Genomic DNA, 14986 nt, shown 5'->3' with positions numbered 1-14986 from the left:
AGGTCGGGTACTACTGCGGATCGCGGGGGGCCACGGTCACCACGGGGGCCGGTAGCCGGTGGTGAGCTGCTCGCCGCGGCGGCGCCACTTGGGCTCGGTGTCGACGGTGCGCGCGGTGACGGCCCGCAGCTTGCGGATGACCGAGCCGTACGCGGTGCTCGCGGTGCTGGAGATCCGGCCGCCGGGGGGCTCGTCCATGAACGGCATGAACTTGTCCGGGAAGCCGGGCATCGTGCAGGCGATGCAGATGCCGCCCACGTTGGGGCAGCCGCCGACGCCGTTGATCCAGCCGCGCTTGGGGACGTTGCACTTCACGACCGGACCCCAGCAGCCCAGCTTGACCAGGCACTTGGGCGAGTCGTACGTGGTCGCGAACTGGCCCTGCTCGTAGTAGCCCGCGCGGTCGCAGCCCTCGTGGACGGTCGCGCCGAACAGCCACGCCGGGCGCAGGTGCTCGTCCAGCGGGATCATCGGGGCCGAGCCGGCCGCCTGGTGCAGCAGGTAGACCAGCGTCTCGGAGAAGTTGTCCGGCTGGATCGGGCAGCCCGGCACGCAGACGATCGGGATGCCGGCGTGCGACTTCCAGTCCCAGCCCAGGTAGTCCGGCACGCCCATGGCGCCGGTCGGGTTGCCCTCCATGGCGTGGATGCCGCCGTAGGTGGCGCAGGTGCCGATCGCGACCACGGCCAGCGCCTTGGGCGCGAGCCGGTCGATCCACTCGCTGGTGGTGATCGGCTGGCCGGTCTCGGGGTCGTCGCCGAAGCCGCACCAGTACCCCTCGGGCTTGATCGCCTCGTTGGGGATGGAGCCCTCGATGACCAGCACGAACGGGTCGATCTCGCCGCGCTCGCCCTTGAAGAACCACTCGATGAAGGTGTCCGCGCCCTCCACCGGGCCGCATTCGTAGTCGATCAGCGGCCAGTGCACGGCGATCTTGGGCAGCCCCGGCAGCACGCTGAGGGCGATCTCCTCGATGCTCGGCTGCGTGGCCGCGGTCAGCGAGACCGAGTCGCCGTCGCAGCTCAGTCCGGCGTTGATCCACAGGATGTGGATCGGCGCCTCTTCCTCGGCTGGGGCGTCCTTGGTCGAGGTCGCGGTGGCGGCCGGTGACGGTGACGTCATGGGGAAACCTCCTCGGGGCGGCGGGGGACAGAGGCCCGCATGTCAGACACCACTGTCCTGGCGGGCGGCGGCGGGTGGGACATCTTGCTGGGCCGATCGGGGCGGCGCCTTGGTGACGAAGGCCCTGCGCAGCGCGTGGTACGGCGCGGCGGGGTCGAAGAAGGTCCGCCGCATCTCGGCCAGCTCCCGCTCGCGGTAGCGGGCGAGCGGCTCGGCGGCCTCGTCCCGCTCGCGTGCCGCCTTCTTCGCGGCGATCCGGGCCTGCGCGCGGGCGCCCGAGGCGAGATGCGCGGCCTGCCGGGCCACCTCGCCCGGGAACTCCTGGGGGTCGCACTCCAGCAGCCGGTCCACCAGGCCGAGCCGCAGCGCGGCCGCCGCGCTCACCGGCCGGGCCCGCTCGGTGAGCTGCTCCGCGGCCCTGGCGCCGACCCGGCGGGGCAGGGTGTACGTCCAGAACTCGGAGCCGTACAGCCCCATCAGCCGGTAGTGCGGGTTGAGCACCGCGCCCGTACGGCACCAGACCTCGTCGGCGGCGAGCGCCAGCATCACCCCGCCCGCCGCGGCGTTGCCGCCCAGCGCGGCCACCACCAGCCGGTCGGTGGTGGTCAGGACCGCCTCGACGAGGTCGTCCATGGCCGTGATGTTCGCCCAGGACTCCGCGGCGGGGTCGGCGGCGGCCTCGATCACGTTCAGATGGATGCCGTTGGAGAAGAAGTCCCGGGCGCCGCCCAGCACCAGCAGCGAGGTGGGGCGGGAGCACGCCGTCCGGTACGCGTCCAGCAGCCGGCGGCAGTGCGAGGTGCTCATCGCGCCGCCGGGGAAGGAGAAGGTCAGGAAGCCGACCGGTCCCTCCTCGCGGTAGCCGATGTCCTTCCAGGTCCGCCGCGGGTCGTCGGCGGGCGCCGGGAGTTCGGGCAGCGGGGGCAGCCGGTCGCCGAGGGCCAGGACCGCGGGCAGCTTCACCCGGGCGGGGCCGCCGGGGACGCGGCGCGGGCGCAGTTCGGGAAGCCACACCGCGCCGTCCGCCGTCGCACGGCAGACCGCCCCGGCCCGGGTGGCCAGCAGCTCCCCGGGCGGCCCGGTCAGGTCGTACTCGGGATGGCCGCCGTGCAGGAACCACTGCTGGCCGAGCAGTTCGTCGAGCACCCCGGGCTGCGAGTCGGCGGCGCGCAGCGTGCGCACCACCTTCTCGGTCGGGTCGCTCGGCCAGTCGATCCGCCGCAGGGCCTGCCCGAAGTACGGGCGGCACACCACGCCCTCGCGCGACTGCGGGACCGGCCGGTAGCTCCCCGAGGCGTAGCGCTCCACGGCCAGCAGCACCGCCGCGAGCGCCGCGTCGGAGACCTCGTTGCGGTACAGGTCGCTCTTGCCGACCGGCGGTACGGGGCACGACGCGGTGGCCCACACGTCCCCGCCGTCCATCTCCTCGTTGGCCTGGAGCACGGTGACGCCCCAGCGCCGGGCGCCCTCGTGCACGGCCCAGTCGAGCGAGGACGGCCCGCGGTCGCCGACCGGGCCCGGGTGGACGACGAGCACCGGCCGGGCCCGCCACACGTCCTCGGGAACGGCGGTGCGCAGCATCGGGGCCAGCACCAGGTCGGGGTCGTGCTCGCGGATCGCGTCACGCACGCTCGCGTCCCGCGCCGCCCGGTCGCCGACGGCCAGCGCCACCTCGACGGTGTGGCCGCGGTCGCCCAGTTCGGCGAGGACGCGCTGCGTAAGGCTGTTGAAGGCGCTGGCGAGCAGCAGGACGCGCACGGGACCTCCCTGGGCGGGCTGAGCGGGCCGCGACCCGGGCAGGCAGGCGGCGTCAGCGAGCGTAGGGAGAGCCGGGCCCGCCGCCCGGCAGACCGGGCGGCGGGATCACACGAAAGCGGACGTGCCGAATCGACCACTTGGCGGTGGCGGCGGCAGGCCGCGCCCGGTGCGGACCGGGGAGGGGGGAGGGGCGCTCAGATGTCCCGGAAGATCTCGATCTGCGCCCCGATGGTGTTGAGCCGCTCCGCCAGGTCCTCGTAACCGCGGTTGATCACATAGACGTTGCGCAGCACGGAGGTGCCCTCGGCGGCCATCATCGCCAGCAGCACCACGACGCCGGGGCGCAGCGCGGGCGGGCACATCATCTCGGCGGCGCGCCAGCGGGTGGGGCCCTCGACCAGGACGCGGTGCGGGTCGAGCAGCTTGACGGCGGCGCCCAGCCGGGTCAGCTCGGTGAGGTAGATGGCGCGGTTGTCGTAGACCCAGTCGTGGATGAGCGTGGAGCCCTGGGCGGTGGCCGCGATGGCCGCGAAGAACGGCACGTTGTCGATGTTGAGGCCGGGGAACGGCATCGGGTGGATCTTGTCGATGGGGGAGCGCAGCTTGGAGGGGCGGACGGTGAGGTCGACCAGCCGGGTGCGGCCGTTGTCCGCCCGGTACTCGGGGGTGAGCTCGTGGTCGAGCCCCATCTCCTCCAGCACCGCCAGCTCGATCTCCATGAACTCGATCGGCACCCGGCGGATGGTCAGCTCCGACTCGGTGACCACGGCGGCGGCCAGCAGGCTCATCGCCTCCACCGGGTCCTCGGACGGGGCGTAGTCCACGTCGCGGTCGATGGCGGCCACGCCGTGCACGGTCAGCGTGGTGGTGCCGATGCCCTCCACCCGCACGCCCAGCTCCTCCAGGAAGAAGCAGAGGTCCTGGACCATGTAGTTGGAGCTGGCGTTGCGGATGACGGAGACGCCGTCGTGGCGGGCGGCGGCCAGCAGCGCGTTCTCGGTCACGGTGTCGCCGCGCTCGGTCAGCACGATCGGCCGGGTCGGCGCCACGCCGCGGTCCACCACGGCGTGGTAGGTGCCGTCGGTCGCCGTCACGTCGAGGCCGAAGTGGCGCAGCGCGTTCATGTGCGGCTGGACCGTACGGGTGCCCAGGTCGCAGCCGCCCGCGTACGGGATGCGGAAGCGGTCGGTACGGTGCAGCAGCGGCCCGAGGAACATGATCACACTGCGGGTGCGGCGGGCCGCCTCCATGTCCATCGCGTCGAGTTCGAGGGCGGCGGGCGGGATGATCTCCAGGTCGTTGCCGTCGTTGATCCACCGGGTGCGCACGCCGATGCTGGCGAGCACCTCCAGGATCCGGTAGACCTCCTCGATCCTGGCCACCCGGCGCAGTGTGGTGCGGCCCGCGTTGAGCAGCGACGCGCACAGCAGCGCCACGCACGCGTTCTTGCTCGTCTTGACGTCTATGGCGCCGGAGAGCCGGCGGCCGCCGACGACCCGCAGATGCATGGGACCGGCGTAACCGAGGGACACGATCTCGCTGTCGAGCGCCTCACCGATGCGGGCGATCATCTCAAGGCTGATATTTTGGTTGCCGCGTTCGATCCGATTGACCGCACTCTGGCTGGTGCCGAGAGCCTCCGCGAGCTGCGCCTGTGTCCAGCCTCGATGCTGTCGGGCGTCGCGGATGAGCTTGCCGATACGTGCGAGGTAGTCGTCGGTCATATGCCCGAGGCTATCTCATATATGAGATCGGGCAAGTTGGGCGCGAGTGTCCATGCGGGTGCCTGGCCGGACGCCTGACGAGGCGTCGGCTCTGCGCGACCGCCAACACCGTACCCGCGGTGCCGGGCTCCGCAACCCCTGGGTCGCCAGGCGTCCCGCGTGTCCCACTGCTCCCATGGATCCCATCGGGCGGCCCACCCGAACGCGCGTACGGCGGCGTGGTGGATGATGCCGATCATGCACACGCCCCTACGTGCGGCGGCGGGCACCGCCCTCGCCGTCCTCGCGCTCGCGGCCGCCGCCGGATGCGGGGCCGCCGGTGGCGGCGGGAAGCCGCCACCGCCGATGCCGTTCGGCCGGCCGGCCTCCGGCGGCCGCACCTCGCCGCCGCCCACCGTGACCTCCGCGGCCACCGGCGCGCGCCCGACGGCGACCACCGTCTCGCCGAGCTTCAGCAGCGAGGTCCACACCTGCGCCACCCCCAGGGCCAAGGCGGCCAATCTGTGCCTCACGGGCAGGGTCGTCTATCCGACGATCAACCCCGCCAAGCCCTGCGTCGACGAGGACATCGGCGTCCGCGGCGGCCGGACCTACGCCTGTGTCATGGGCGAATGGGTGGAACTGCCCGCGAGCGTGACCACCAAGCCGTAGCCGCGGCCGAACAGCTCACCCGTAAACCCCCGGAAGGTCGCCGGAGGGCTCCGGTAGCATGTTCGACTCACGGCGATCACCCCATTGTCGCCCGGCCTTCACCAGGAACCCGTGCTATCCGGCACAAGAAGTGACCTATGTAGCTAACATCTAACAAATCGACCTAAATTGATATCTATAGCATCACAGGTAATTTCGCGAATAAACCGGAATATTACGTTCAGTGCGTGGCGCCGGCCGCGGGCGCTGCTGTGGACCGCGGTGGGTGTGACGACCGTCGGGTTCCTCGTGACGCTGGAGATCGCGGCGCGTCACTACGGCCTGCCGGGGCCGGTGACCAACCAGGCGCGAGAGGTGGTGTTCACTCCCAACTCCGGGCCGCTGCTGTACGCGGGCCTGGCGCTGATGATGGTGGTGCTCACCTGGCGGCAGCGTTTCATCGCCGCCGCGATCGCGGTCGGTATCGACACCGTCTTCCTGTTGGGCAGATGGGCGGCCGGCACCAGACTGAGCTTCGGCAACGGCGCGATGTGGGTGATCCTGGGCGTCGCGGTCATCGCGCTCACCCGCCGCACCGGCCGGGAGCGCGTCCTGCTGCTCAAGGGCGTCGGGCTGGGACTGCTGCTCGTCGCGGGCCACAAGGTCGGTGACACCTGGCTGCTCATCACCTCCAAGACCCGCCCCAACGTGCTCGACGAGTACGTGGCGACCGCCGACCACGCGCTGGGCAACCCGTCCTGGCTGGTCGGCAGGTTCGTCGACGCCACAGGACCGGTCGGCAGCCACATCCTCAGCCTTGTCTACGGCCAGCTCCCGCTGGCGGCGGCCCTCGTGGCGCTCTACCAACTGCGCAACGTGGCGGTCGAGCGCCGCTTCCCGAGCCATCACCTGGTGCGCACCTTCCTGGTGATAGGTCTGCTCGGGCCCGGCATCTACATGCTCTTCCCCACGGTCGGACCGGTCTTCGCCTACGGCGCCGACGGCGGGCACTGGGCGGTGGCCAACCTGTGGCCCGACACCGCGCCGGCCATCGGCTCCCCGCACCCGATCGCCTTCGACCAGGTCACCCCGCGCAACTGCATGCCCAGCCTGCACACCGCCTGGGCCACCACGATCTTCATCCACTCCCGCAAGGGCCCGCGGTTCGTACGGGCCGCGGGTGCGTTCTGGCTGGTCGCCACGCTCACCGCCACGCTGGGATTCGGCTACCACTACGGCGTGGACCTCGTCGCCGGCGTGGTGTTCGCACTCACCATCGAGACGGGGATGCGCGCCCTCGACCGCGGCTGGGACCGGGCCGGGATCACGCTGGTCTGCTACGGCTCGGTGGTGTTCGCCGCGCTCCTGGTGTCGTACCGCTATCTGCCGACGCGGATGGCCGCGCACCCGGTGGTGTTCGGACCGCTGCTCCTGCTGGCGATGGGCTCGGTGATCTACGGCTATCTGCGGACCACCAGGCTCTGGGAACCGCAGCCCGCCGGGGTCGGTGTGCCGCACCCGCGCCAGGCGGAACCGCAGCCCGAGCTGGTGTGACCCGTCTTGCGTCGGCCGGTACATGACCGGGCAGCGGTCATGTACTAGAGTTATCTCGACATCGAGATATCTGCCGAGGCGTACCGCGCACCGCGCCACACCCGGTGATCGCGGTGGTACGCGCGAAACAACGCAAGACGACGCATGAAGGAGACTGTCGTGTCGGCGAACAGCTTCGACGCCCGCAGCACGCTGCAGGTGGGCGACGAGTCGTACGAGATCTTCCGGCTGGACAAGGTGGAAGGCGCTGCCCGCCTCCCCTACAGCCTGAAGGTGCTGCTGGAGAACCTGCTCCGCACCGAGGACGGCGCGAACATCACCGCCGACCACATCCGCGCGCTCGGCGGCTGGGACTCCCAGGCCCAGCCGAGCCAGGAGATCCAGTTCACGCCGGCCCGTGTGATCATGCAGGACTTCACCGGCGTGCCGTGCGTGGTGGACCTCGCCACCATGCGTGAGGCCGTGAAGGAGCTCGGCGGCGACCCGGCGAAGATCAACCCGCTGGCCCCCGCCGAGCTGGTCATCGACCACTCCGTGATCGCCGACCGCTTCGGCACCGCCGACTCCTTCGCGCAGAACGTGGAGCTGGAGTACGGCCGCAACAAGGAGCGCTACCAGTTCCTGCGCTGGGGCCAGACCGCCTTCGACGAGTTCAAGGTCGTCCCGCCCGGCACCGGCATCGTGCACCAGGTCAACATCGAGCACCTGGCCCGTACCGTCATGGTCAGGAACGGCCAGGCGTACCCCGACACCCTCGTCGGCACCGACTCGCACACCACCATGGTCAACGGCCTGGGCGTGCTGGGCTGGGGCGTCGGCGGCATCGAGGCCGAGGCCGCGATGCTCGGCCAGCCGGTGTCGATGCTCATCCCGCGCGTCGTCGGCTTCAAGCTGACCGGTGAGCTGCCCACCGGCACCACCGCCACCGACCTGGTGCTGACCATCACCGAGATGCTGCGGGGGCACGGTGTCGTCGGCAAGTTCGTGGAGTTCTACGGCGAGGGCGTCGGCGCCACGTCGCTGGCCAACCGCGCCACCATCGGCAACATGTCGCCGGAGTTCGGCTCCACCGCCGCGATCTTCCCGATCGACGACGAGACGCTGAAGTACCTGCGGCTGACCGGCCGCGACGAGCAGCAGGTCGCGCTGGTCGAGGCGTACGCCAAGGAGCAGGGCCTGTGGCTGGACCCGGCCGCGGAGCCCGACTTCTCCGAGAAGCTGGAGCTCGACCTCTCCACCGTCGTGCCGTCCATCGCCGGGCCGAAGCGCCCGCAGGACCGCATCGTGCTGGCGGGCGCCCACGAGCAGTTCGCCCGCGACGTGCGCAACTACGTCAGCGACGACGAGGAGGCGGGCAAGGAGTCCTTCCCGGCCTCCGACTCACCGGCCGCGGCCAACGGCGTGCCCAGCAAGCCGACGGTCGTCACCGCGCCCGACGGGTCGACGTACGAGATCGACCACGGCGCTGTCACCGTCGCCGCGATCACCTCCTGCACCAACACCTCGAACCCGTACGTCATGGTGGCCGCCGCGCTGGTGGCCAAGAAGGCGGTCGAGCGCGGCCTGACCCGCAAGCCGTGGGTGAAGACCACCCTCGCCCCGGGCTCGAAGGTCGTCACCGACTACTTCGACAAGGCCGGCCTGACGCCGTACCTGGACAAGCTCGGCTTCAACCTGGTCGGCTACGGCTGCACCACCTGCATCGGCAACTCCGGGCCGCTGCCCGAGGAGGTCTCGCAGGCGGTCAACGACGCCGACCTCGCCGTCACCTCGGTGCTCTCCGGCAACCGCAACTTCGAGGGGCGGATCAACCCGGACGTCAAGATGAACTACCTGGCGTCCCCGCCGCTGGTCGTGGCCTACGCGATCGCCGGCTCGATGAAGGTGAACATCACCGAGGACGCCCTGGGCACCGACGCCGACGGCAAGCCGGTGTACCTCCAGGACATCTGGCCGACCGAGGCCGAGGTCAACGACGTGGTCGCGTCCGCGATCGGCCAGGACATGTTCAGCGAGTCCTACAAGGACGTCTTCGCGGGCGACGCCCAGTGGCAGGCGCTGCCGATCCCGACCGGCAACACCTTCGAGTGGGACCCGCAGTCCACCTACGTGCGCAAGCCCCCGTACTTCGAGGGCATGACGATGGAGACCACCCCGGTCTCCGACATCACCGGCGCCCGGGTGCTGGCCAAGCTGGGCGACTCGGTCACCACCGACCACATCTCCCCGGCCGGAGCCATCAAGGCCGACACGCCCGCGGGCACGTACCTCACCGAGCACGGCGTCGAGCGCCGTGACTTCAACAGCTACGGCTCGCGCCGCGGCAACCACGAGGTCATGATCCGCGGCACCTTCGCCAACATCCGGCTGCGCAACCAGATCGCGCCGGGCACCGAGGGCGGCTTCACCCGCGACTTCACCCAGGACGGCGGGCCGGTCGCGTTCATCTACGACGCGTCGCGCAACTACATCGAGCAGGGCACCCCGCTGGTCGTCCTGGCGGGCAAGGAGTACGGCTCCGGCTCGTCCCGCGACTGGGCCGCCAAGGGCACCGCGCTGCTCGGCGTGAAGGCGGTCATCGCGGAGTCCTACGAGCGCATCCACCGCTCGAACCTGATCGGCATGGGCGTACTGCCGCTGCAGTTCCCCGAGGGCGCCACCGCGGCCTCCCTGGGCCTCACCGGCGAGGAGACCTTCTCCTTCACCGGTGTGACCGCCCTGAACGACGGCACGACGCCGCGCACCGTGAAGGTCGCCACGGACACCGGGGTCGAGTTCGACGCCGTCGTCCGTATCGACACCCCCGGTGAGGCGGACTACTACCGGAACGGCGGCATCATGCAGTACGTGTTGCGGTCGTTGATCCGCAAGTAACGACGCCGTAGCATCCGGTCCTGTCGACGGGCCGCACCTTCTGTCACGTGGGAGGTGCGGCCCTTCATTTTTTGCATACGAGGACCGGCGGCTCCCGCGATGACAAGGCATCCGACGTTTCGGCGAGGTCTCAACTCGGGAAAGCTTGCCGCCCGAACCGGCGATGGATCTTGCCCTGCCCGACGCAAGTGGACTATACCTGTCGCGTCCAAGGAACCCGCGTCGCAGCGGGGCGGGGCGGGGGGAAACGACGGGTGGACCACCCGGCGATCACGGTGACGTACCTCTCCTCGATGGATGCACGGCAACTCAAGCTTCAACTGTTCGCGGTCGTCGGCGGATTTCGCTGCACCGCATGAGTCCTGGAGAAGGCGAGGACTTGAGCATGGGATCCGAAATGAACCGCCGGGATCTGGTCAAGCGCTCCGCGGTACTTGGCCTGGTGGCCATTCCGTCGGCCGGTCTGCTGAGCGCGTGTGCGTCCAGCGGGGGCGACAACAACTCCACCAAGCCGACCAAGCAGGCCGGGAGCAAGAACAACCCGTTCGGGGTGAACGACTCCGCCGCCCTCGACATCGTCATCTTCGACGGTGGCTACGGCCACGACTACGCCACCGCGCTGGGCAAGCTCTACGAGTCGAAGCACTCCGGCGCGAAGTCGAGTGTCCTGCCCACCCAGGACATCACCGGCAAGCTGCAGCCCCGCTTCAACGGCGGCACCCCGCCGGACGTCATCGACGACTCGGGCGCCAAGCAGATCAAGCTCGACGTCCTGGAGAAGAGCGGTCAGCTGACCGACCTCACCCAGCTGCTGGACGCCCCGTACATCGACGACCCGACCAAGAAGATCCGCGACGTGCTGCAGCCCGGCACCATCGAGACCGGCATGCTCGACGGCAAGATGTACTCGCTGAGCTACGTCTACACCATGTGGGGTCTGTGGTACTCCGGCAAGCTCTTCAAGGAGAAGGGCTGGACCGCGCCGAAGACGTGGAAGGACTTCATGTCCCTCTCCGCGGAGATCAAGAAGGCCGGTATCGCGCCCTTCGCCCACCAGGGCAAGTTCCCGTACTACATCAACGTCGTGATCATGGACCTCATCGCCAAGAACGGCGGTCTGGACCTCCAGAAGCGCATCGACGCCTTCGACCCCACCGCGTGGGACGACCCGGCCGTCAAGGCGGGCATTGAGGCCGTCTACGAGATCGTCAGCAACGACTACCTCCTGCCGGGCACCAACGGTCTGACCCACATCGAGTCGCAGACCAAGTGGAACCAGTACAAGGCCGCCTTCATCCCCTGCGGTTCCTGGCTGGAGAACGAGCAGCTCAAGGCCACCCCGAGCGACTTCGAGATGACCTTCCTGCCGATGCCCTCGCTGGACGGCGACAAGCTGCCCTTCGAGGCCATGAGGGCGGGCGCGGGCGAGCCGTTCATCGTCCCCGCCAAGGCCAAGAACCAGGCCGGCGGCCTGGAGTTCCTGCGCATGATGCTGACGAAGGAGGGCTCCGGCAAGTTCGCCGCGGCCGCCAACTCGCTCACCGTGCTGAAGGACGGCGTCGGTTCGGACGTGCAGCTGCGTCCCGGCACCAAGTCCACCGTGGCCGCGCTGACCGCGGCGGGCGCCAACACCTTCAACTACAACTACCCCAACACGAACAGCCAGTTCGACATCGACCTGCAGAACCTCAGCTCCGAGCTGATGGCCAAGCGACTCACCCCTGCCCAGTGGATCGCCAAGGCCAAGCAGCTCGCGCAGAAGGCCAAGAAGGGCTGAACCGCCGATACCGTGCGTGATGCGGGGGCCGGACGCGTGCCGGCCCCCGCATCGGCACAGCCCCTCGACCAGGAGCAGCAGCCATGCAGCATCGTAAATACCCCTTCATCGTGGGCTTTCTCATCGTTCCGCTCGTCCTGTACATCACCTTCGTCATCTGGCCGTATCTGCAGACCTTCGGCTATTCGCTGACGAACTGGTCGGGCGAGTCGCAGACGTTCAAGTTCGTGGGACTGGACAACTACACGACCCTCTTCCACGACAGCGTGTTCAGGACGGCGCTGTGGCACAACATCCTGCTCCTGATCTTCCTGCCGATAATCACCATCCTGCTGGCGTTGTTCTTCGCCTTCATGGTGAACGTCGGCGGCCGTGAGCGCGCCGGCGGCGTGCAGGGCGTCCGCGGGGCGGGTTTCTACAAGATCGTCTACTTCTTCCCGCAGGTGCTGTCGGTCGCGATCCTCATCGTGCTGTTCGGCGCGGTGTACCGCAGTGACGGTGCCGGTCTGCTCAACGGCATCCTGATAAAGCTGCACCTGGAAGACGCGAACAACCCCATCGAGTGGCTGAACGACCCCAACCTGGTGCTGTGGTGCCTGCTGCTGATCCAGGTGTGGGCCGGCGTCGGTTTCTACCTGGTGCTGTTCTCCGCCGCGATGCAGTCCATCCCGAAGGACATCTACGAGGCCGCGCTGCTCGACGGCGCCGGCCGGTCGCAGACGTTCTTCAAGGTGACCCTCCCGCTGCTGTGGGACAGCGTGCAGACCTCGTGGGTCTACATCTCGATCTTCGCCATGGACTTCTTCGCCCTCGTGTCCGGCCTGACCCCCGGCACCGCGTACGGCGGCGGTCCCGACCACCACAGTGAGGTCATGGCGACCTACCTGATGCGCAACTTCCTTGCCTTCGGCAAGAGCGGCTACGCCTGCGCCCAGGGTGTGATCATCATGCTGGTCACGCTGATCGTTTCCGCCGTCACGCTCCGGGTCTCCCGCCGTGACCGTATCGAGTTCTGAGCGGGGATAGCACCATGACCTCACCCATCACCGAATCGCAGTCCGGCCTGGTGGACCAGGTGCCCGTCACGGTCGCCCCCCGCAAGGGCCGGACGGACGACAAGAGCTACAACGGCGACGGCGGCCGCGTCCTCAACGTGTTCTCCCACGGATTCCTCATCGTGTGGGCCATCATGATCATCTTCCCGCTCGCCTGGATCATCCTCAGCGCGTTCAAGAACAACAGCGAGATCGGCGCGAGCGCCTGGTCCTGGCCCTCGCACTGGAGCTTCGGCGCGTTCGGGCGGGCCTGGGACAAGGGCATCGGCGACTTCTTCCTGAACACCGTGATCGTGATGATCTTCTCGGTGCCGCTGACGATGCTCCTCGGCTCGATGGTCGCCTATGTGCTGGCCCGCTACGACTTCCCCGGCAACAGGTTCATCTACTTCCTGTTCGTCGGCGGCGCGATGTTCCCGTACTTCCTGGCCCTGGTCCCGCTGTTCTTCATGGTCAAGAACCTCGGCATGCTCAACACCTACCAGGGACTGATCCTGGTGTACGTGGCGTACTCGCTGCCCTTCACCACGTTCTTCATGCACTCCTTCTTCAAGACCCTGCCGACCGCGGTGCACGAGGCGGCGGTGCTGGACGGCGCGTCGCACAGCAGGACCTTCTTCCAGATCATGGTCCCGATGGCCAAACCCGGTCTGCTGAGCGTCGGCATCTTCAACGTGCTCGGCCAGTGGAACCAGTACATCCTGCCGGTCACGCTCATGCAGCAGCAGAGCAGCACCGACAAGGACCGCTCCATGCTCGCCCAGGGCCTGGTCAACCTGGCACTCCAGCAGGGCTACTCGGGCGACTACCCGGCGCTCTTCGCCGGTATGGTCGTCGCGATGCTGCCGGTGCTGGTGGTGTATCTCTCCTTCCAGCGCCAGGTGCAGGCCGGCCTGACCGCGGGCACCCTGAAGTAGCCCCACGGGCCGGGTGCCGAATGCCCCGAGCGGCTCCGCGCAGGTGCGGAGCCGCTTCCCGGCGTTCCCGGGTGAATCCCATAACGGTGTGGCTCTCCCCCTTGACGGGACATCACCCCAAACACTCAACTTAGAGTTCACATGTTGTAGACGACGGGGTCTCGCTGGTGTGGACAAGCTCTGAAAGCTGCCTCCACCGGTGTCAGGTCCCGTCCGTGCGGGCCGCCGGAGTCGTTCCGGCTGCCGGGCAGGAGTGGATGTCGTGGAGACTCCGGGATCGCAGTCGTCGCTGCACCGGGCCAACCTGGAGCGCGTCGTTCGCGCCGTGCGGCTGGCCGGGTCGCTCACCCAGGCCGAGATCGCGCGCAGTACAGGACTGTCGGCCGCGACCGTCTCCAATATCGTGCGCGAGCTGCGGGACAACGGGACGGTGCAGGTCACGCCGACCTCCTCGGGGGGTCGGCGGGCCCGCAGCGTGGCGCTGTCCGGTGACGCGGGCATCGTGGTCGGCGTCGACTTCGGTCACTCCCATCTGCGGGTCGCGGTGGGCAATCTGGCCCACCAGGTGCTGGCCGAGCAGTCCGAGCCGATCGACGTGGACGCCTCCGCCTCGCAGGGCTTCGACCGGGCCGAGCAGCTGGTCGCCCGGCTGGTGGAATCCACCGGGATCAGCCCCGACAAGGTGCTCGGCGTCGGCCTCGGCGTGCCCGGCCCGATCGACGTGGAGACCGGGGCGCTGGGCTCGACCGCGATCCTGCCCGGCTGGAGCGGTATCAACCCCCGCCAGGAGCTGTCCGACCGGCTCGGCGTGCCCGTCCAGGTCGACAACGACGCCAACCTCGGCGCCCTGGGCGAGCTGGTCTGGGGCGGCGGCCGCGGGGTCAAGGACCTGGCGTACATCAAGGTCGCCAGCGGTGTCGGCGCCGGCCTGGTGATAGACGGCCGGATCTACCGCGGACCGGGCGGCACCGCGGGCGAGATCGGCCACATCACGCTGGACGAGTCGGGCCCGGTCTGCCGCTGCGGCAACCGCGGCTGCCTGGAGACCTTCACCGCCGCCCGCTATGTGCTCGAGCTGCTGCGCGGCAGCCACGGGGACGGCCTGACGGTGCCGAAGATGGTCCAGCTCGCCCGGGAGGGCGACCCTGGCTGCCGCCGTGTCATCGGCGACGTCGGCCGCCACATAGGGATGGGCGTGGCCAGCCTCTGCAACCTCCTGAACCCCAGCAGGGTCGTGCTGGGCGGGGACCTGGCGGAGGCGGGCGAGTTGGTGCTCGGGCCGATACGGGAGTCGGTGTCCCGCTACGCCATCCCCAGCGCCGCCCAGCGGCTCTCCGTCGTCCCCGGAGCGCTGGGTGCGCGAGCGGAAGTTTTGGGTGCGCTTGCCCTGGTGTTGAGTGAGATGGGCGATTCTACACTGTTGGACGGCAATACTCCGGTTGATACACCCGCCTTCTCCGCATAACTGAGTGTTCACACAGCTAACGAAACGCGCCGTTGCCATCTCGTTAAGTGTTTACTTCTTGACGACACGGCGTCAGCCGGAGTTGACTCACGACCACCTCGGCCGCGGTG

10 protein-coding genes are annotated in these 14986 nt (G+C 69.1%); 7 read left to right on the top strand and 3 right to left on the bottom strand.

Annotation, left to right across the window (positions count from 1 at the left end; all coding sequences use genetic code 11):
• Positions 1 to 36: 36 nt before the first annotated feature.
• The 3 genes from AB0M29_RS10470 to AB0M29_RS10460 all read right to left on the bottom strand — a co-directional run bounded on the left by AB0M29_RS10470 (position 37) and on the right by AB0M29_RS10460 (position 4604).
• Positions 37 to 1122, bottom strand: coding sequence for a hydrogenase expression protein HypE (locus AB0M29_RS10470; RefSeq protein ID WP_365381716.1), 1086 nt, complete (start codon positions 1120 to 1122; stop codon positions 37 to 39).
• Between the two features lie 42 nt (positions 1123 to 1164).
• Positions 1165 to 2880 carry a hydrogenase maturation protein gene (locus AB0M29_RS10465; protein WP_365381714.1) on the bottom strand — a complete coding sequence of 572 codons (1716 nt, stop codon included), beginning with the start codon at positions 2878 to 2880 and terminating at the stop codon, positions 1165 to 1167.
• Between the two features lie 194 nt (positions 2881 to 3074).
• A complete protein-coding gene (locus AB0M29_RS10460) occupies positions 3075 to 4604 on the bottom strand; it encodes a UDP-N-acetylglucosamine 1-carboxyvinyltransferase (protein ID WP_365381713.1) in 1530 nt (509 codons plus the stop codon).
• Between the two features lie 237 nt (positions 4605 to 4841).
• Here AB0M29_RS10460 and AB0M29_RS10455 point away from each other — a divergent pair, with 237 nt between their 5' ends.
• The 7 genes from AB0M29_RS10455 to AB0M29_RS10425 all read left to right on the top strand — a co-directional run bounded on the left by AB0M29_RS10455 (position 4842) and on the right by AB0M29_RS10425 (position 14876).
• Positions 4842 to 5255, top strand: a complete 414-nt coding sequence (locus tag AB0M29_RS10455; RefSeq protein WP_365381711.1) for a hypothetical protein — start codon at positions 4842 to 4844, stop codon at positions 5253 to 5255.
• A 246-nt stretch (positions 5256 to 5501) separates the two neighbouring features.
• On the top strand, positions 5502 to 6788 hold the full coding sequence (locus AB0M29_RS10450; protein ID WP_365381951.1) for a phosphatase PAP2 family protein: 1287 nt from the start codon (positions 5502 to 5504) through the stop codon (positions 6786 to 6788).
• 159 nt (positions 6789 to 6947) lie between these two features.
• A complete protein-coding gene (acnA, locus tag AB0M29_RS10445; protein ID WP_365381709.1) occupies positions 6948 to 9662 on the top strand; it encodes an aconitate hydratase AcnA in 2715 nt (904 codons plus the stop codon).
• 385 nt (positions 9663 to 10047) lie between these two features.
• Entirely contained in the window at positions 10048 to 11439 is a 1392-nt protein-coding gene (ngcE, locus tag AB0M29_RS10440; RefSeq protein ID WP_365381707.1) for an N-acetylglucosamine/diacetylchitobiose ABC transporter substrate-binding protein, read from the top strand.
• Positions 11440 to 11522: 83 nt separating this feature from the next.
• Positions 11523 to 12455 carry a sugar ABC transporter permease gene (locus AB0M29_RS10435; RefSeq protein ID WP_365381705.1) on the top strand — a complete coding sequence of 311 codons (933 nt, stop codon included), beginning with the start codon at positions 11523 to 11525 and terminating at the stop codon, positions 12453 to 12455.
• 14 nt (positions 12456 to 12469) lie between these two features.
• Positions 12470 to 13411 carry a carbohydrate ABC transporter permease gene (locus AB0M29_RS10430; RefSeq protein WP_365381703.1) on the top strand — a complete coding sequence of 314 codons (942 nt, stop codon included), beginning with the start codon at positions 12470 to 12472 and terminating at the stop codon, positions 13409 to 13411.
• 262 nt (positions 13412 to 13673) lie between these two features.
• The gene (locus AB0M29_RS10425) at positions 13674 to 14876 is read left to right on the top strand and encodes an ROK family transcriptional regulator (protein ID WP_365381701.1); all 1203 of its coding nucleotides are present in this window, start codon (positions 13674 to 13676) and stop codon (positions 14874 to 14876) included.
• The last annotated feature ends 110 nt before the right edge of the window (positions 14877 to 14986 follow it).

The organism is Streptomyces sp. NPDC051976 (genome assembly GCF_040680795.1).
Taxonomy (GTDB): Bacteria; Actinomycetota; Actinomycetes; order Streptomycetales; family Streptomycetaceae; genus Actinacidiphila.
Note: the sequence above shows the minus strand (reverse complement) of the source record. Positions and strands in the feature narration are given on the sequence as shown.

Coding starts and splice junctions, on each gene's coding strand:
- AB0M29_RS10460 (WP_365381713.1), bottom strand. CDS start 4,604: ATGACCGACGACTACCTCGCACGTATCGGCAAGCTCATCCGCGACGCC.
- AB0M29_RS10470 (WP_365381716.1), bottom strand. CDS start 1,122: ATGACGTCACCGTCACCGGCCGCCACCGCGACCTCGACCAAGGACGCC.
- AB0M29_RS10435 (WP_365381705.1), top strand. CDS start 11,523: ATGCAGCATCGTAAATACCCCTTCATCGTGGGCTTTCTCATCGTTCCG.
- ngcE (WP_365381707.1), top strand. CDS start 10,048: ATGGGATCCGAAATGAACCGCCGGGATCTGGTCAAGCGCTCCGCGGTA.
- AB0M29_RS10455 (WP_365381711.1), top strand. CDS start 4,842: ATGCACACGCCCCTACGTGCGGCGGCGGGCACCGCCCTCGCCGTCCTC.
- AB0M29_RS10430 (WP_365381703.1), top strand. CDS start 12,470: ATGACCTCACCCATCACCGAATCGCAGTCCGGCCTGGTGGACCAGGTG.